This window comes from Trinickia camelliae, from assembly GCF_053525655.1.
In genome coordinates this window covers 597,001-615,023 of the sequence record NZ_JBCHAA010000002.1, presented here as the reverse complement: position 1 = coordinate 615,023, position 18,023 = coordinate 597,001, and the positions used below count along the sequence as shown (strand labels likewise).

Genomic DNA, 18,023 nt, shown 5'->3' with positions numbered 1-18,023 from the left:
TGAGCGGCACGGCATACGGCACGGTGGTGCTGCACGTGGCGCCCGAAGCACGCGCAGGCGGCCCGCTTGCAATTGTGCGCAATGGCGACTGGATCGAGCTCGATTGCGAAGCGGGTCTCCTACATGTCGAGATCGGCGAGGCGGAGATTGCCGAGCGGCTGAAAGCATGGAAGGATGCGCAGATTCGTCAGCCGGCCGACGCCAGCGGCTACCGCCAGCTTTACGTCGAGCACGTGCTGCAAGCCGACGAAGGTTGCGACTTCGATTTCCTGGTCGGCTGCCGCGGGTCAGACGTGCCGGCGCATTCGCATTGACGCCGCGTCGCCTCATCCACGCGAACCACTAATCGGAACGCTCGCACCAAGACGAGCGAAAAGACAAACAAGGCTCTCCGAACCTCGCCGGGCAGGGACGCCCGCGCGAACCGGCGAGCCGCCATACGACGGGGAACAGCATGCTCAAAGGTCTCACCATCCGCGCGAGCATGACGCTCGTCATCGCCGTTTTTTTCGTCATCCTGATCGTCGTGAGCGCGGCGGGCGTCGGCGCGCTGCAGCTCAGCAACGACGCCCTGCGCGAGATGTACGAAAGCGATACGAGCGCCCTGGTGGCGCTCAAGACGAGCGACGCGCTGCTGCAGCGCGCCCGGGTGTCGCTCGACAGCTACCAAGCCCTCTACGGCCTCGGCGACCCGGAGCCGGATTTGCTGACGGCGGCCCGCCAGAACATCGCGGAATCCGACCGCGCCTTCGAGCATTTCGTCGCTCTGCAGTCGCGCTACCCCGACTCGCAAACCGCGACCCATCAGCTGAAAGACGAGCGCCGCGCCGTCCTCGACAAAGCGGTGCTGCCCGGCTTGGCGGCGCTCGAGCACATGAGCTTCAGCGACTTCAAAGCGCTGCAAGGCAAGGACACCCAGGTCCTCGCCCAAGCCTATCAAGCCTCGATGACGGCGCGCGAGAACGCCGTCATGGACGGCCAGCGCGCCCGCTACGCCGATGCGCAGACGCGCTTCAAAGCCATGATCGCCGCGCTCGCGGCCACGTCCCTCGTGGCGCTCGCGATCGGCATTGTTGCGCGGGCGATGCTGATCGGCGTCGTCGTGCGCCCGGTGGCGGAGGTCATGAGCCATTTGCGGCGCATCGCTTCGGGCGACTTGTGCGGCGAGGTCCGGATCGAGCATCGCAACGAACTCGGCGCGCTGCTCGCCGACGTGAAGACGATGCAGGACGCGCTCGTCGACACCGTGCGCAGCGTGCGGACCAGCACGGAGTCGATCAGCGGCGGCGCCCAGGAGATCGCATCGGGCAGCGCGGACCTCTCGCGCCGCACCGAGCAGCAGGCGGCCTCGCTCGAACGCACGGCGGCGAGCATGGAGCAATTGACGTCGACCGTGAAGCGCAACGCGGATAACGCCGACAAGGCGAGCAAGCAGGCATTGCACGCGTCGGACACGGCCGCCGCCGGGGGGCAGGTCGTGAGCGATGTCGTGCGGACCATGCAAGGCATTTCCACTCATTCGAGCAAAATTGCCGAGATCGTGAGCCTGATCGACAGCATCGCGTTTCAGACCAACATCTTGGCGCTGAACGCCGCCGTGGAAGCGGCGCGAGCCGGCGAGCTGGGGCGCGGGTTCGCGGTCGTGGCGAGCGAAGTGCGCAGCCTCGCTCAGCGCAGCGCGCACGCCGCGAAGGAGATCAAGCAGCTGATCGACGACACGGTCGACAAAATCGCCGAAGGCTCGGCGCTCGCCGATCGCGCCGGCCACACGATGACCGACATCGTGGTCTCCGTGAGAAGCGTCAGCGAGCTGATGACGGAAATCTTCGCTGCAGTGCGCGAGCAAAGTCAGGGCATCGAAGAGGTCAATCTCGCTGTCATGCAGATGGACACGACCACGCAGCAAAACGCGGCGCTCGTCGAAGAGGCGACGGCGGCGGCGAAGTCGCTCGAAGAACAGGCGGTGACGCTGAGCCACGCGGTCGCGGTGTTCAAGCTGGATTCGGGTCACGCCTTGCCCGAAACGCTCCCGCTGTTGCTTACACGTCCTGCGTGACGAGATAGTCGGGGCTTCCCGGCCCGGGGTGGCTCAGGCTCAGCGCACGTTGCGGCTGCCCACTTCGAGGATCGAGTCGGCGTCCACCAAGGCGTTCTCGAGCTGCACGAGGCTCGCTTGCCTCGCGCCGAGCGGGTCGCGATTCTGGATCGCCGTCAGGATCGCCTTGTGACGTGGCAGCGACAACGCATGCGTGTCCGGGTGACGGCTCGTCAGCTTGATCGATTCCGACAGCGCCAGCGACATCATGTTGCCGATGAACGCCAGCATGTCGTTGTGCGTCGCGGCCATGATCGCGCGGTGAAACTCGAGATCGGGATCGAGCAATGCCGCAGCGGTATCCGCGCGCTCCATGCGCTCGTAGGCAACGGTGATGCGCGCGAGATCTTCCTGAGTGGATTCGGTGGCGGCAAGCGCGGCCGCGGCCGGCTCGATGATGCGCCGCACGGTCAACAGCGAACGGAAGAACTCGCCTTCGGGAATGCTGTTGAGCGTCCAGTAGAGGACATCGGGATCGAGCATGTGCCAGTCTTCGCGCGGACGCGCGACGCTGCCCACGCGCGGCTTCGACACCACGAGGCCCTTGGCGACCAGCACGCGAGTCGCTTCGCGCAGCACGGGGCGGCTCACGCCATACATTTCGCACAGGCTCGGCTCGGGCGGCAGGCGCTCGCCGGGGGCGAGCTTGCCGCTGACGATCTGGATGCCGAGCTCCTGCACGATGCGTCCGTGCATGCTCTTGCGATTTTGGAGGTGCCGGTAGTCCATGGCGATCGAGTGGCGGCGCGCTGGCTCGCTCGAGGGAGTCGAATATAGACTGACTATATTAGTCGATCACACCTTGTTTTGACGTTCTTATAGGTGTTATTCCTTAATTAGTATTTCTATTATGGCGATTGACACGCTGACATAGCGACCAGGAGCCGGCCGGTTTCACGGCTCCCGAAAGTTCTCACCTTTCGACGGATACCGCATCTGGCAAGCACAACGCCGAACCAAAACCGCAACCTATCGATTTGCGAACCGGCATCACCTCAAAACTTGACCTTCAACTGAAACCCAACCGTAAACGGCAAGTTGTCCGATGGAATCGGCGGAATGAGGATGAAGTTCACGCCCACGCGCTTGTAGTCGACCATCAAGATCGGCGCGGCCACCGGGCCGATCGTGTGATTGCGGCCGAGGCCCCAGTCGCCATAGTTGTAGCCCGAGATGATGCCGGCCATCGCGGCGAGCCGCACGAAACCGAAATGCAGGAACTCGGGCGCCCACACGCCTCCGCCGTAATACGACGGCCGCGACAGCGAATTGCGATAGCCGCCTGCGGTCAGCGCCCACTGGCCGTTGAGCCAGCACTCGACGCCAAGCCCGGGATTGAAATCTTCAAAGTGTTGCTTCGGATTGATGTGCTGAGAGCCGATCATCGCATCGACCCAAAGGCCGCCGCCGCACCAGTCCGCAGCCTCCGCGCTCGACGCCGTCAATCCGGTCAATGCCATCAGCAGCGCGCACGCGCACGCCGCTCTTTTTGCCCCCACCCCAAACCGCATGTCCGCTCCGATATCGGCCGTCGGCCGACGCAGGTTTTATCTTGATTCGTGCTGCCCGTCGCGCACTCTACCTCAACGAAATGACGCGACGTATGGAGGGCTTGCTCGGATGGACAGACTCACGCTGGGTTCGCGCGCGGTCTGTCGTGCGGGGTGGTGGACGCGCGGGTCAGAGCCCGAGATCGGACAAGCTCGGATGGTCGTCGGGACGGCGTCCGAGCGGCCAGTGGTAGAGGCGATCGGCCTCGCGGATCGGCAGGTCGTTGATGCACGCGAAACGCCGCGCCATCAGCCCGTGCTCGTCGAATTCCCAATTCTCGTTGCCATACGAACGAAACCAATTGCCCGAATCGTCATGCCATTCGTAAGCGAATCGCACGGCGATGCGGTTCTCGGTATACGCCCACAGCTCCTTGATCAGCCGGTAGTCCAATTCCTTCGCCCACTTGCGGCTCAGGAACTGGACGATCTCGGCGCGTCCGGTGGCGAACTCCGCGCGGTTGCGCCAGACGCTTTGCGGCGTATAAGCGAGCGACACGCGCTCAGGGTCGCGCGTATTCCAGCCGTCTTCGGCGGCGCGCACTTTCTGGATCGCGGTTTCGCGCGTGAACGGCGGAAGCGGCGGACGAGATTCGGGAGCAGCGGACATGGGTTTCTCCTATCGGTGTGTCAACGTGACGGCGCGCGGCGCGATGGCGAGCGCGGGGATTCGGGTTCATCGCCGATCAACTGCTCGGCCGCGGCGCGCGCATCGCGGGCGGCGTCGGGCTCGCCGCTCACCAGCGCCACGCCGATCGCGCCGTCGATCAGGATCAGCCATTGGCGTGACAGCTTCGCCGCGTGACGGCTGTCGTGACCGCTCGCGGCCGCGTAGTCGTCGAACAGTTCGCGAATGAAACTCAAGAGGCGCGCCTTGTGCTCGCGCGCGACGACGCGAATCGGATCGTCGGCCTCAGCAATCTCGCCGGACGCATTGAGAAACGCGCAACCGTGGAAATCCTCCGAGGCAAACCATGCGCGCAGCACCTCAAACATGCCGAGCAGCTGGGCGCGCGGCGTGCTTCCGCTTTTTCGCGTGCCCTCGATGAACCAGTTCATCCAGCGCACGTCGCGTCTTTCGAGGGCGGCGGCCACCAGCGCATCCTTCGATTCGAAGTGCGTGTAGAAGCTCTTGCGCGCCGTGCCCGATTCGCGAACGATCGCGTCCACGCCGGTCGCGTGGATGCCGCCCGCGTAGATCAACGCTTCGGCTGCGTCGAGCAAGCGCTCCCGGGCGCTGGGCGTTGAGGAGGTTTCGGTCGATGTCGTCATGGGCTCAAAGGTAGAATGATCGTTCTCCCATGTCAATGACCTGCGGTATTAGCCGCTTTCATCGTGAGGTTTTTCCGCTGGCTACCGCGTTGCCCGCATCTGCGCTATCGTGGCGCGGCATGGCCGCTTTCGGCCCCGACTTGTCCCCAACTCGAATCCACCCCGAACCCTCGAATCGGAAAACGATGACGCCACTCGCCATTCGCAAGACCGCCACGCGCTGGGCCATGTTGCTGGGAACCGCGGCCACCGTCGCGCTGTTCTCGGGGTGCACGCCGCTGCAGGTGGTCACGCATTCGGTCAGCGCGAATGAAGCGCGTGTGCCGCAAGGGCACTACGAACTCGACGCGCATCATTGGAGCGTCGTCTTCGACGTCGATCACCTGAAGTATTCGCGCTTCGTGATGCGCTTCGATCGCGTCAACGCCGCGCTCGATTGGAACGCAGGCGGTCTCGATGCGAGCACGGTGACGGCGTCGATCGACGCGGCGAGCGTCGATACCAACGTGCCGCTTCTCGACAAGCTCGTGAAGGGCCCCGACATGTTCGATGTCGAGCGCTATCCGCAGATCCGCTTCGTCAGCACGCACTTTCAGCGCACCGGAGACACCACCGGGACACTCACAGGAGACCTGACGATTCGCGGCACGACACGTCCCGTGACGCTCGACGTAACGTTCAACGGCTTCGCACCCGATCCGCTGACCAAGGAGGACAAGCTCGGCTTCTCGGCCGAGGGGCATTTCAGCCGCTCGCAATTCGGTCTGGGGACGTGGTATCCGGCCGTGGGCGACGACGTTCACGTCCGCATCCAGGCCGAGTTCGGGAAGCCGAAGGCGGGAAGTTGAAAGATCGAGCGGCGTTGCGCAGCAGGAAAGGTGAGCTTTAACGGGAGCCGGTGCGGCGACAGCTCACGGTGAGGCAAAGCGAAGCGCGGACTTCACGGTGACGCCGTCCGCGCTCGTCTCCCTCACCGCATCGACATCACATCACATCAACCCTGCCCGCAAGAGGCGTTGACCATTGCCTTTTGCATGTCCTCGGGGCTGACGTCACGCACGTGCGTCGCGACCGACCAGCGGTGCCCGAACGGATCTTCGATCTGACCATAGCGATCGCCCCAGAACATGTCGGCGACTGGCATCGTGACCTTGGCGCCGGCGGCCACGGCGCGCTCGACCGTCGCATCCACGTTCTCGACATACAGATGAATGGTGACGGGCGAGCCCTTCAGGCTCTTCGGCGCAAGCGCGCCGTGCTCGGGCATTTCGTCGACGAGAAAAAGCGTCGAATCGCCGATCTTCAGCGATGCGTGCATGATCTTGCCGTTCGGCGCGGGCAGGCGCACGCCTTCGATGGCGTTGAAGGCTTTGACGTAGAACGCGATGGCCTCGGCGGCGCCGGCGCAGATGAGGTGCGGGGTCAGGGAATGCATGCCTTCGGGAATCGGCTTGACGGCGGATGAAGCGGACATGGCAATGGCTCCTTGGGGTTCGAGAATCGGCGACCTGGGCTGAATCAGCACGGTCACATCGGTACGACGAACGAGCGAAGGCAAGATCGACATCCTCGGAGAAAATTTTTGCGAAGCTTTCCGCCGACCAAAAACACAAGCCCCGCCGCCGATGTCCGGCGACGGGGCTTCGAAGTTTCTGTTCGTCGGTGAAGAAGTGCTTAAACGGTCCAATCCAGAATAACCTTTCCGCTTTCGCCCGAGAGCATCGTCGCAAACGCCTGTTCGTAATCGTCGACCGCGAAACGATGCGTCAGGATCGGCGATAGGTCGAGCCCGCTTTGCAGCATCGCGACCATCTTGTACCAGGTCTCGAACATTTCGCGTCCGTAGATGCCTTTGATTTCGAGGCCCTTGAAGATCACCTGATTCCAATCGATCGCAGTCTGCGCGGGCGGGATGCCGAGCAGCGCGACCTTGCCGCCGTGATTCATCGCTTCGAGCATGCCCGTGAACGCGCTCGGCACGCCGGACATTTCGAGGCCGACGTCGAAGCCCTCCGTCATATGGAGGTCCGACATCACGTCGCGCAGCGACTCGCGCGAAATGTTGACCGCGCGCGTCGCGCCCATCTTGCGCGCGAGTTCGAGCCGGTAGTCGTTGACATCGGTGATGACGACGTTGCGCGCGCCCACGTGCTTCGCGATCGCCACCGCCATGATGCCGATCGGCCCGGCGCCCGTGATCAACACGTCCTCGCCGACGAGATTGAACGACAGCGCCGTATGCGTCGCATTGCCGAACGGATCGAAGATCGAGGCGAGATCGTCGGAGATCTCGGGCGGAATCTTGAACGCGTTGAACGCGGGAATCACGAGATACTCGGCGAACGCGCCTTCGCGATTCACGCCGACGCCGACCGTATTGCGGCACAGATGCCGGCGCCCCGCGCGACAGTTCCGGCAAAAGCCGCAGGTGATGTGGCCTTCGCCCGAGACGCGGTCGCCCAGCTCGAAGCCGCGCACTTCCTGGCCCATTTCGACGATCTCGCCGACATATTCATGGCCGACGTGCATCGGCACAGGAATCGTCTTTTGCGCCCAGTCGTCCCACTTCCAGATGTGGATGTCGGTGCCGCAGATCGCCGTGCGCTTGATGCGAATCATCACGTCGTTGTGGCCGACTTCGGGTTTCTTCACGCGGGTGAGCGTGAGGCCCGGAGCGCGTTCGAGTTTCGCTAGTGCTTTCATGTGCGCTCCTTATTTAGGCTTGTGCCGGAATGATGCCGAGCTCGCGACCGACGCGCGTGAACGCATCGACGGCGCGATCGATCTGCTCGCTCGTATGCGCGGCGCTCATCTGCGTGCGGATGCGCGCACGGCCCTTCGGCACGACCGGGAACGAGAAGCCGATCACGTAGACGCCTTCCTTCAGCAGCGCATCCGCCATGCGCGACGCCACTTGCGCATCGCCGAGCATCACCGGAATGATCGGATGCTCGCCCGGCACCAGCGTGAAACCCGCCGCGCTCATCTTGCTGCGGAAATGCTCGCCGTTCGCGCGCACGCGGCGGCGCAGCTCGGCGCCTTCATCGCTCGCGAGCAATTCGAGCACCTTGAGCGAGGCCGCCGCGATGCTCGGCGTGAGCGTGTTCGAGAACAGATACGGACGCGAGCGCTGGCGCAACAGCTCGACGATCTCCTTGCGCGCCGCGACATACCCGCCCGATGCGCCGCCGAGCGCCTTGCCGAGCGTGCCCGTGATGATGTCGACGCGGCCCTCCACGCCGCAATACTCCGGCGTGCCGCGTCCATGCTCGCCGATGAAGCCGACCGCGTGCGAGTCGTCGACCATCACCAGTGCGCCGTAACGGTCGGCCAGATCGCAGATGCCCTTCAAGTCGGCGATGATGCCGTCCATCGAGAACACGCCATCGGTTGCGATCAGCTTGAAGCGCGCGCCGGCCGCGTCGGCCTCTTTCAACTTCGCTTCGAGATCGGCGAGATCGTTGTTCTTGTAGCGATAGCGCTTCGCCTTCGACAAGCGCACGCCGTCGATGATGCTCGCGTGGTTCAGCTCGTCGCTGATGATCGCGTCGTTGTCGTCGAGCAGCGTTTCGAACAGGCCGCCGTTCGCGTCGAAGCAGCTGGAATAGAGAATGCAGTCGTCGGTGCGCAGGAAGTGCGACAGCGCCTGCTCCAAATCCTTGTGCACGGTCTGCGTGCCGCAGATGAAGCGCACCGATGCCATGCCGAAGCCGTCGCGCTCGAGCCCGTCCTTCGCCGCGGCCACCAGGCGCGCGTCGTTCGCGAGGCCGAGGTAGTTGTTCGCGCAGAAATTCAGCACGCCGTCGCCGCTCGCGAGCCGCACGTCGGCCGATTGCGGGCTCGCAATCACGCGCTCCGTTTTGTAGAACCCGTCGGCGCGGATCTGGTCGATCGTGCTGCGCAGGTGGGCGAGAAAGGGTTCACGCATCGAATGGCTCCTGATAGGGTCGATGGTCCGCGCGAGCCGGGATCTCCGGCGTTTCTGGCGGCCTGTTGCTGTTATAGGCTGTTATAGTGCTCGTCGAATTTACCGGACAAATTCGTTTTTTCGAACTAAAGTTCGGTATGGCGAACAACTCTAAGCGATTGAAAATCAAATGGCAAGCTCCGGAAACCGGCGCGCAGCGGCGCCTGCCCCTGCCGCTACGACGTCAACCGCGCCCGCCACGCCTCCTCGGGTGGGCGAGCAGATCCAGCGGCTGCGCAACGAACGCAAGATGACGCTCGACGACTTGTCGCGCGCGGCGGGTGTGTCCAAGTCGATGCTCTCCGAAATCGAGCGCGACAAGGCGAATCCGACGATCGCGGTCGCCTGGCGCCTGACCAACGCGCTCGGCGTGAGCCTCGATTACCTCTTCACGGCGTCCAAGGCGCCGGAGACGATCAGCGTCGCCGGACCGCACGACATCCCCACGCTCGACGGACACGACGCCAAATATCAATTGCGCGTGTGGGGTCCGATCGAGCTGGCCGGCCGCTTCGAGTGGTATGAACTGACGCTGCAGGCGGGCGGTGCGCTGGTGTCGAACGCTCACGAGCCGGGCACGCGCGAACATCTGACGGTGCTGCAAGGCTCGGTAGAAATCGAGGCTGACGGCGCGACGAAACGCTTGAAGTCCGCCGATACCGCGCGCTACGTCGCCGACGTGCCGCATGCCATCCGCAATATCGGGAAGGGCGAAGCCAAAGCGCTGCTGGTCGTGCTCCACGGGTAGCCCCCGGCAACTGGCAATTCCGCCAGGTTGCGCCAACTACTGTATATTTGTACAGTATAGGGATCGACAGGAGCCGCATCATGGAAGAGCAAAAACTGGCTGCGCTGCGCTTTCAGGCTGCGGCGCGCGATCTCGAGCACATCGTCCGCAATATCGCCGCACGCTACATCGTGCATGGCGTTCCGCTGACTTGGCGCCTGCTGCATGCGATCGAGGCGGAGGCGCTGGCCGACCTGGGCTTCGCGAGCCGGCACGATCCCATCATGCTTTCGCTGTTTCAGCGCCCGGCCGGCATGGCCTATCCCGAGACCGACGACGTCGTGGATTTCGGCCAGTCAAATGCGCTTCCTGCAGCGTTTGGGTTCGCTGTCGCGGTCTATGAAGAGGCAGCGCAGCGCGATGCTCAGGAAAAGCGGTCGTCCAAACGCGAGGCGAAGGCCGGCGGTGCGCGCCGGGAAACCGCATGGGGCGGATAAGGCGCCGCTTTTCATCGCCGCACGGCTGCCTTGTTTTGCCGTGCAATACTGTTATCGTATGCAACTAACGGAAATACAGCGATGGTCGCTTCGCACTCGTCTAGTTCGCCCAACCCGCATGCAACGGATACCGATCTCTTCGACCAGCAACGGGAAGACTGGCGCCGCAACCCGAGCATTGCGTTCGATGCGTGGCTTGCCAAGCAACATTTCCGGAGTTCGTCCGCCGATGTCTATCGGGCGCAATGGGGCGCTTTCCTCGATTGGCTCAAAATTCGGCACCAGGACCTGCAAACCGTCGACACCGCGACGATCGCCAACTTCGTCGCCGAACTGCCGATTCGGAAACCCCAGCGTGTCCGGTATCTGCGGCTCATCGAGCGGGTGCTCGATCATGTCCGGGAAATCGAAATCGCGTCGACCAATCCGGCCCGGTTCATTGCGCAAGATGGCGAAGCCGCGTGGCGCAACGCTCGCGATAACGAACCGACGGGGTTTCTCACCTCGGCCGAGCGCGCCGCATTGGTCGGCCATCTGTTCTCGCCGCTTGGCGACATCTCGTCCGCTCAACGGTGGCGAGAAAAGCGCGACCGCGCGCTGATCGCGGTCTTCCTCGGTGGCGGCTTGAAAACGGGCGAGGCTCGCGATCTAACGATTAGTTGCGTGGAAGCCGGGAAACCATGGGTCACGATCGAGGCAGCGAATCCGGCGTTCACCCGGCGCACGCGGCTTTCGCCGTTCGCCGTCGCGGTGCTTGACGGGTGGTTGGCTGAGCGCCGTTCATCGGCCCTGGCCGGCGATCTGGTCTTTCCGGCGTCGCCGTCCGGTCGCCCCATGCATAAGGCGACCATGCTGCGTGCAGTCGACGCGCTGATCGACGAGGCCGGCATTTCACAAACGAGGACGGCGCGGGCCAGCCCGCAGACCTTGCGCAATACGTTCGCGGCCGATTTGTTCGAAAGCGGCGCTTCCGTCGAGCTGGTCGGCGCGTGGCTCGGGTTCGTGCAAATGGTGTCCGTCAATCGATTGCATCGAGCATGGAAAAGCTGGCACGAAGAAGCTGAGTCGATGCAGGGACTCGAATCCGCGCAATGACGCGCGAGCCAACGGTTACCTGAGCATTCCGCCAAGCCAGGCAGGACGAGGCATGGTGCATCACGAAGCCCCGGAAAAGCTCACCTTTTGACTCCCGAATTTCCTCACCTCTCGAAGCCGGGGCCGCTTTTGCAGCGGATTCAGGCAGCTTTATGCGGCCGACGGCGCCGCCTGATCGTTCAAAAAGTGCGCAACCACTTCGAATCGGGATCGGCCAGTTCCCGACGAATGCTCGCATTCAGGACACAGCAATTCATAACCGTCGCCAGCCTGTGACAGCTCGGGTTCGCCCTCTTCACATTTGGGGCAGCGCGGCGGAATCGGCACGTACCCGTCAAGCACGGCTCCGACCGAATTCAGTTCTTCCGATCCAAGACGTCCCGATGCCGCGAGCGAGCAAAGCAACGCCGCGAGCGCGGGGTCGACGCCTTGCTGAGCACGTAAGGCATCAACTTCGTTAGTCAACGCGTCGATCTCTTCGGACTGGGCGCGCAATTGACCGTCCAGCCTGTCGCCGCGCGCCTTGGCAACGCTAAGTTGTTGAATAAAATCGAATTCTTTGCGGCTCGCATCGCGAATGCCAGATTGGTACGTGGCCGCCATATTGCGCAAGGAATCGAGCTCGACCAGCATCGGCTTGACCCGTCGTTCGGCCTCGGCGATCGCGTCCTTGATCTGCTGCGCGTAGTGCTCGGTGCTTTCACGCATCTCGATATGCAGCGCGTCAATTCGGTCGCGTAGCGCGGCGTTATTGGCCTGCTCGGTTTCGAGTCGCTTGGCCAAGCTCTCTTTTTCGGCTTCCAGTCTATGCACGGCACTTTGCGCATTTTCGTGACTGCTCGAGCGTTGGGCGACCGAGGCGCCCAATTCGACTTCGAGTTCGCGAACGCGCGCAGAGGCGGCGTCGACGCGAGCTTCCGCTCGGTGCAGCGCTTCTTCAGCCGCCTCACGAAGAATTTCGGCCTTTCGGGCTCGCTCTTCGATTGCTTGAATGGACGTCTGCGTTTCGCTGCGCTCATGATCAAGCGCTTCGCGCGCTTGAAGTCGAGCGATCTGAAATAGCTCGCCGAGCAACTCACCCGCTTTTTCCTCGAGCGCTTTCGGAATGGCGCCGGCGCCGACCCGAACTTTCGACGCGTCCCGGATGCGCTCCCAGAAATGGTCAATGTCCTTCGGGATATCGCTGGCGCTTCCTGTTTGGGTCAGGTCGCGGACCGCAGCCATCGACGGACGTATACCGAGGTCGAAAAACAAGCGCTTACACGCATGGAGGGACAACTCCTGACGGCGGGCTCCATTTGCGCGTAGCGCTTCAAGCTCGCCGCGGATGGCTTGCCGTTCTTCGTCGAGCGTCATAGTCATTTGTGTTGATATCGTCTGAGTAACGAAATAATAACAATATACGTAGTATTTGCTACGGTCTTGATGGGGTCTGTTGCACTTTTGCTGAAAGGATGCCTTTTCTCCGCCTGAACGGGTTACTACGGGTGTCAAGTCGATGAATTTTCGTGAAACAAAGCGAAGAGCTTGCGGTAACACATTGTTTTGAAAAGATTCTGTCTTAATTTCTTGTTTCGGCGTGTGTTTCACGACGTGGGATCTTGAGTGCCAAGATGCTTTTTCGGATCAAACTCGCGGGGGGCTCTTGAGAGTAATAAAAGTAAACACCTTTGAACCTTGTTAAAAACGTTAACGCCACGCCAAACCCTTATGGAATAAGGGAGACAGCCCGATAAGGTGAAGCTTTACGGGACATTTGGTGAGGTCTTGCAGGACGGAGCAGTGATGGGGTTCGGGGCCGGCGGTGAGCGGGTGCGGGAAAGGAAGTGAGCGGGTTCGGGATGACCGCATTTGGTACACCCTTTGCTAAGGTGAAGTTTTTCGGGAGCTGGCTGCCGGGCAAGCACCGTCAGGACAAAGCGGCAGTCTTTAGGAGCGAAATCCCGTCGGTGAGGGCCTTCGGGAACCTCCCGAACCCTGTTTTCGGCATCCGTTTACCAGCTGAATTCTCATGAGGTGAGACGTGGCAGGAGTAAACGCCATGTGGACGTGAGATTTTTCGGGAGCTGAGGTTCGAAATTGCACAAAAAATGTGCAACCCGATGCTTAAGGTGAGGGTTTCCGGGAGACGAACCGTGCTTTTCTCATTGTCGACGGCCGATTTTGCCAATTGATATGCCCGTCGGCGCCAAAAGGTGAGCTTATTCGGGAATGCCTTTTTGGACGGCCGGCGCGGATCGAATTGCGCCGCGCAAACGGCAATGGTGAGTGTTTGCAGGACCCGGATATTGCCCAAAGACTGCGATAGGTGAGCGTTTTCGGGAGCAGTTGGCGGTTACTCTCGCTGAAAAGCCCGTGCTACTTGATTGGTGAGCAGGGTCGAAAATCGTACGGCGCGGTTAAGGTGAGTCTTTTCGGGAGCGAACGATTCTCTGACGCAAGCGCAGCCGTTTCTCGACGCATCGTCAAAGGTGAGCCGATACGGGAGTTCTTCGGCACGAAATTGCATGAGCCGCGGAACATAAGTCACGGAAGCAATTGAGTATTTTCGCTGGGCACTTCAAAAGGTGAGCCTTTGCGGGAGCACGGATTGCCCTTGGTGGCCGTGCCCGTTTAGCGGTGTTGGGACCCAAAGGTGAGTCTTTTCGGGACCATTTCGAGATGATTGGATGGAGTATGTGGCCGGAAAACCGGACTGGTAGCTGTTTTGGGCGGGAGCAATGGTGAGGATTTACAGGAGCAAATTGCGCGATGCGTCGCGGATCGCCATAGAGTGAGTACTCAAGCCGAGTGCTCGGCACCGCTCGATGAAACCGGGCTCATGCCTCGTGCGAGGACATCGCGCGCGTGGATGGTGGATCCGGGGGGCAATACCTGGGATAAAGGGCAGCAATGTCATTGTGGTTTTAAGCCGTGGCCTGTGCTGCGAGACGTGATCGTTGCAGGTTGTCGGCTGTTCGAAAGGCCGGGGCGTCGAGATGTCGACTCGGCTTGGCCACCACTTACGGCACTGTAACGTGTGAAGGACCGAAGGGCTGAAGGGCTGAAGGTCACACGAGGCCAACTATGCGGTGCGCGACTTGCCTTTTCTGACCGCGCCGATGCCGATAGAAGTCGATTTGAGCCGTCCAGGGACGCGTTGGGATGTTCCGTCGGCCGGTGACGGGAGCTTTGAATCGTCGCGGCTATGTCGCGCGCCCATGCTGGTATCGTCTTTGAAGCACCAAGCCCCTGAAGGTTGATGACGACAGTTCGAAGGCACTACACCAGATGAGCTGTTCGTCGTTGCGGTGCGACAGCGTCACTAGCTACACCAGCGGCGAAATCTCGTCGTGTAATTGCGACAATTTTTTAGGTGAGTCAATTCGGGAGCCGATCGCGACCGCTTTTGGGATGGTCGTCATGACGTATACCTCGCCATCCAGTGGCTGGTAACGATGCTCGACTGCGACCGTTGTTTGGTGAGGTGAGCTTTTCCAGGAGATCACCGAAGTGAGTCGGGCTTCGTAAGCGCGGTTCACCCGAAAACGGTGAGAAGGTGCCTATAGACGTGCTTCACCGCAGTCGGTATCCTCTCGGAAAATCTCATTTCGACCCGACGCATGGTAACGAAGCGCGCGAAGAAAACCGATGTCGATGTGGTGAGCCCAAGCTCCGCTGAATTGCGCAAAGCTGTCGAAGCGATTGCGATTCAGCCGAAGAGCGGCAAAATCACGCTCCTTACGCGCAAGCTCTTCAACGTGCTGCTGGCGGTTGCCCAGCAAGCCGATGAGTCGGGCGACACTTACCGCGCGCTGCTTTCCGATATTGTCGCGAACTCCGCGTTCGATTCGAACGATACGGCGCTAGTCAAGGAACACCTGCGGCGCATGGTGTCGGTCCAGGTCGAATGGAGCCAGGGCACGTCGAGCCAGAAGCCAGGCCGCAAATGGGGCATCTCGACGCTGATCGCTGACGCCGAAATTCTCGAAGATCCCCAGACGCGCCGGGTGTGGGTCGAATTCTCGTTTGCGCCGAAGATCAAGAAGAAGCTGTTGGACCCGGTCCAATACGCGCGCTTGAGTCTTCAATTCCAGAGCCAGTTGCGCAGCAGCGCCGGTCTCGCACTTTACGAAATCTGCGTTCGTTACTTGACCAATCCCAGCCATTTGACGATGCGCGAGTCGTGGGAATGGTGGCGGCCGATCCTATCCGGCACACCCGACACCGAAGCCGGCGACGAAGCCAAGCGTGAGTATAAGTACTTCAAACGCGACTACCTGCGGCCGGCCATTGCTGAAGTCAACGCAGTGACGAATATCTTCGTCGAATTGATCGAACATCGCGAAGGACGACGCGTTGCCGAAATTCAGTTCCGTGTGACTGAGCGTAAGCAGCCGATGCTCGCGCTCGATGAGCATCCCAATGTCTTCGACAGCACGTTGGTCGATCGCATGGTCAAGATCGGTATTCCGCTCAAAGAAGCGCAGACGCTGTATGCCGATAGTGAAGAGAACCGGATTCGCGCTGCTCTGCAGATGACCGAACAGCGTATGCGTAGTACGACGCTCCCGCCGGTGCGTAGCGCGCCGGCGCTCTTCAAAGACGCGTTGAAGAAGGGATATGCGCCCCCGGTGGATGCTTTACCGGCGGCCAGCGGCGGAGGCAAGGCTGCGGCGGTGCCGCCTGACGATCTGAAGGCGCGCCTGCTCGGCGAATATGCGGCCTACCGGCGCAAGGAAGCACGTGCACTGTACGATGAGCAAGGCGAATCCGAACAGGAACTCGCGCGGCAGTCGTTCGAGGAAGACATGCTTCCGGAGCTCGGCTCCCATTTGCGCGATGATTGGCGCCGGCGCGGGTTGGATTCGAAGCTCGCCGAAACGGCTTTCTTTGATTGGCTGGCACGCAAGACTTGGGGTGAGCCGACCGACGGCGACCTGCTTTCGTTCACACTAAGCCAACCACGCGCCGCATAAAAAAACGCCGCAAATACGCGGCGTTTTTTATTGCTCTTTATCGCTTCGGCTGCCGTTAGTTCGGCAGGAGCATATTTTCAATCTGCCGCAGGATGTCGTCGCGCTTCTCCTTTGACAGTCCGCGCAGCCGCAATTCGAGCCGGTCGTCGCCATAAGACTTCAGGTCGCCGACCGACACGCCGTCGAGCTTGATCTCCATCCGCTGCGCGTAGCGCTGACGCCCCGCGGGCTTCGCGCTTTCCTGCGTGCTCGCCCTGCCCTTTACGATATCCGCGACTTGCCGCGTGCTTAGATCATCCGACAGGATCTTGTTGATTAGGCGCAGTGTGGACTCGACCCCACGGGCCGAATGATATCGCCCCACCTGGTAGGCCATGTTCGATCCGAAACGGTCCGGCCTTGCGACCATTTCCTGCATCACGACTTCTGGCAACTTCGCAATGGAAAGCGCGACGGCGACAGTCGATTCATCCAGGCCAAGGTGCTCGGCGAGTTCTTTCTGACTTTGAAAATGCTTGTCATCGAGGAAGCGCTTCCAAACGACGGCGTTATCGAAAACGGTTTGCGAATCACGCTGAACGTTCAAGTCATAGCCGAGCTTGTAGCTCTGGATACCGATCGGCAGATCGATGACGATGGCCTTGACTGTTTCCTTGTTGGCTTCCTTGAGCGCTCGAACGCGTCGTCCGCCATCGCTGACGAAGTAGGTGCCGGGATTGTCGTAGTCGGGGATGACGTGAATGGCCTGCTGCTGCCCTTGCTTTGCAAGGTTGACTGCCAACTCGGCGATCGACGACTTTAGATAGAAGTGCCGTGGGTTAAACGGGCTCGGCTTAATCGCTCTGAGCGCGAGATCGATGACCTGGCCGGGGCCATAGCCGTGCTCGATGCGCCACGCGCGATATAGCGGCGACTCATGGTCAGGTGCTTGATCGTCGGCTTGCGGTACAGCGACAAGTGGCTGGCTCGAACGGCCTGGCACCTTTCCAGCAGGCGAGGTGCCATCGCTTTTGACGATGCCGTCGATCGCATTCAGGCGATCAAGGGCGGTTCTCTTTTCGCTGCTGGTCGTATCGGGGCGCGCTTGGAAGCCTTTGGCGAATTGGGAGGGTTTCATTCAGGGTCCTTTATGCGCATAAATTCAGGGGAGCAAGGCGGCGATTTCATCCGCACATGCACGGATTTCGACGGCGGCGAGCTTCGCGCCACGGTCGCTCATTTGGAGAACCGTCTGCCCGAGCGCCATTGCCTGCTTATAGGCTTCGCGCGTCGGGATTTGCGTTTTGAGCAGGGGGAAACCGAGTTCCTCGAGCGCGCGCTTGAGTTCGCGCGTCAACATCCGCTTCTCTTCGGTCTTGTTTAGCAGGAATACGGCGCGCAAGTCCTCGTTCATCACCTGGGCTTGCTGGATCAGTTTGACGAGTCCGACGCTCGACCAATAGTCGGCCGGCGATGACGAAGTGGGAATGACAGCGATCGACGCCGCAAGCAGTACGACTCCGGAGACCTTCTCTGTGATGGACGGCGGGCAGTCCACGACGATGATGTCGTAGTCATTGATGAACTTCTTGATCTCGCGGTGGATCTGGCCACCGGCTTCTGAGAGATTCACGACCGGGAACGGGATGCCCGAATCGCCTTCCGAAGAAGCGCTCGCCCAATGGATCAATGTGTTTTGACCGTCGGCATCTACGACGAGTACGCGCTTGCCCTTTTCGTGGAAAGCCGCTCCGAGATGCATTGCAATAGTGCTTTTACCGACCCCACCCTTTTGTTGAGTTACCGCGACGATTTCCGCTGCCAATTTTTTTGCTCCCTTATCGTGGTTGGTGAATTTTACCGGGAAATATTTTCATTTCAAT

At 61.2% G+C, this 18,023-nt stretch carries 16 protein-coding genes and 1 pseudogene; 7 read left to right on the top strand and 10 right to left on the bottom strand.

Annotated features, from left to right (window positions below; genetic code table 11):
• Positions 1 to 314, top strand: a pseudogene (locus tag AAHK20_RS06290) (dihydroxy-acid dehydratase); the annotation flags it as partial.
• 140 nt (positions 315 to 454) lie between these two features.
• Entirely contained in the window at positions 455 to 2,056 is a 1,602-nt protein-coding gene (locus AAHK20_RS06285; protein WP_449180576.1) for a methyl-accepting chemotaxis protein, read from the top strand.
• Positions 2,057 to 2,095: 39 nt separating this feature from the next.
• Here AAHK20_RS06285 and AAHK20_RS06280 read toward each other — a convergent pair whose 3' ends face one another.
• The 4 genes from AAHK20_RS06280 to AAHK20_RS06265 all read right to left on the bottom strand — a co-directional run bounded on the left by AAHK20_RS06280 (position 2,096) and on the right by AAHK20_RS06265 (position 4,917).
• Positions 2,096 to 2,824 (bottom strand): FadR/GntR family transcriptional regulator, encoded by a 729-nt coding sequence (locus tag AAHK20_RS06280; protein ID WP_449180575.1) that lies wholly within the window; start codon positions 2,822 to 2,824, stop codon positions 2,096 to 2,098.
• 266 nt (positions 2,825 to 3,090) lie between these two features.
• Positions 3,091 to 3,555, bottom strand: coding sequence for a hypothetical protein (locus AAHK20_RS06275; protein ID WP_449180574.1), 465 nt, complete (start codon positions 3,553 to 3,555; stop codon positions 3,091 to 3,093).
• Between the two features lie 220 nt (positions 3,556 to 3,775).
• Positions 3,776 to 4,255, bottom strand: coding sequence for a nuclear transport factor 2 family protein (locus tag AAHK20_RS06270; RefSeq protein ID WP_449180573.1), 480 nt, complete (start codon positions 4,253 to 4,255; stop codon positions 3,776 to 3,778).
• A gap of 20 nt (positions 4,256 to 4,275) precedes the next feature.
• The gene (locus AAHK20_RS06265) at positions 4,276 to 4,917 is read right to left on the bottom strand and encodes a TetR/AcrR family transcriptional regulator (protein WP_449180572.1); all 642 of its coding nucleotides are present in this window, start codon (positions 4,915 to 4,917) and stop codon (positions 4,276 to 4,278) included.
• Positions 4,918 to 5,102: 185 nt separating this feature from the next.
• Between AAHK20_RS06265 and AAHK20_RS06260 the strand changes: the two genes are divergently transcribed.
• On the top strand, positions 5,103 to 5,765 hold the full coding sequence (locus AAHK20_RS06260) for a YceI family protein (protein WP_449180571.1): 663 nt from the start codon (positions 5,103 to 5,105) through the stop codon (positions 5,763 to 5,765).
• 146 nt (positions 5,766 to 5,911) lie between these two features.
• On the opposite strand, the gene AAHK20_RS06255 is transcribed toward AAHK20_RS06260, so the two are convergent.
• The 3 genes from AAHK20_RS06255 to AAHK20_RS06245 all read right to left on the bottom strand — a co-directional run bounded on the left by AAHK20_RS06255 (position 5,912) and on the right by AAHK20_RS06245 (position 8,845).
• On the bottom strand, positions 5,912 to 6,391 hold the full coding sequence (locus AAHK20_RS06255) for a VOC family protein (RefSeq protein ID WP_449180570.1): 480 nt from the start codon (positions 6,389 to 6,391) through the stop codon (positions 5,912 to 5,914).
• A 200-nt stretch (positions 6,392 to 6,591) separates the two neighbouring features.
• A complete protein-coding gene (gene tdh, locus AAHK20_RS06250) occupies positions 6,592 to 7,620 on the bottom strand; it encodes an L-threonine 3-dehydrogenase (protein WP_449180569.1) in 1,029 nt (342 codons plus the stop codon).
• A gap of 13 nt (positions 7,621 to 7,633) precedes the next feature.
• Positions 7,634 to 8,845 carry a glycine C-acetyltransferase gene (locus AAHK20_RS06245; protein ID WP_449180568.1) on the bottom strand — a complete coding sequence of 404 codons (1,212 nt, stop codon included), beginning with the start codon at positions 8,843 to 8,845 and terminating at the stop codon, positions 7,634 to 7,636.
• Between the two features lie 169 nt (positions 8,846 to 9,014).
• Here AAHK20_RS06245 and AAHK20_RS06240 point away from each other — a divergent pair, with 169 nt between their 5' ends.
• From AAHK20_RS06240 to AAHK20_RS06230, 3 genes are all read left to right on the top strand, one after another.
• Positions 9,015 to 9,632: a helix-turn-helix domain-containing protein gene (locus tag AAHK20_RS06240; RefSeq protein ID WP_449180567.1), complete on the top strand. Its 618-nt coding sequence runs from the start codon at positions 9,015 to 9,017 to the stop codon at positions 9,630 to 9,632.
• Between the two features lie 80 nt (positions 9,633 to 9,712).
• Positions 9,713 to 10,108, top strand: a complete 396-nt coding sequence (locus AAHK20_RS06235) for a DUF2471 family protein (RefSeq protein WP_449180566.1) — start codon at positions 9,713 to 9,715, stop codon at positions 10,106 to 10,108.
• Between the two features lie 81 nt (positions 10,109 to 10,189).
• A complete protein-coding gene (locus AAHK20_RS06230; protein WP_449180565.1) occupies positions 10,190 to 11,203 on the top strand; it encodes a tyrosine-type recombinase/integrase in 1,014 nt (337 codons plus the stop codon).
• A 150-nt stretch (positions 11,204 to 11,353) separates the two neighbouring features.
• Here AAHK20_RS06230 and AAHK20_RS06225 read toward each other — a convergent pair whose 3' ends face one another.
• On the bottom strand, positions 11,354 to 12,559 hold the full coding sequence (locus AAHK20_RS06225; RefSeq protein WP_449180599.1) for a DNA-binding protein: 1,206 nt from the start codon (positions 12,557 to 12,559) through the stop codon (positions 11,354 to 11,356).
• Positions 12,560 to 14,805: 2,246 nt separating this feature from the next.
• On the opposite strand from AAHK20_RS06225, the gene AAHK20_RS06220 reads away from it, so the two are divergent.
• On the top strand, positions 14,806 to 16,161 hold the full coding sequence (locus AAHK20_RS06220) for a replication initiation protein (RefSeq protein WP_449180564.1): 1,356 nt from the start codon (positions 14,806 to 14,808) through the stop codon (positions 16,159 to 16,161).
• A 55-nt stretch (positions 16,162 to 16,216) separates the two neighbouring features.
• Here the strand turns inward: AAHK20_RS06220 and AAHK20_RS06215 are convergent, their stop codons facing one another.
• Positions 16,217 to 17,278, bottom strand: a complete 1,062-nt coding sequence (locus AAHK20_RS06215) for a ParB/RepB/Spo0J family partition protein (protein WP_449180563.1) — start codon at positions 17,276 to 17,278, stop codon at positions 16,217 to 16,219.
• Between the two features lie 24 nt (positions 17,279 to 17,302).
• Positions 17,303 to 17,965 (bottom strand): ParA family partition ATPase, encoded by a 663-nt coding sequence (gene parA, locus AAHK20_RS06210; RefSeq protein WP_137335024.1) that lies wholly within the window; start codon positions 17,963 to 17,965, stop codon positions 17,303 to 17,305.
• Positions 17,966 to 18,023: the final 58 nt, after the last annotated feature.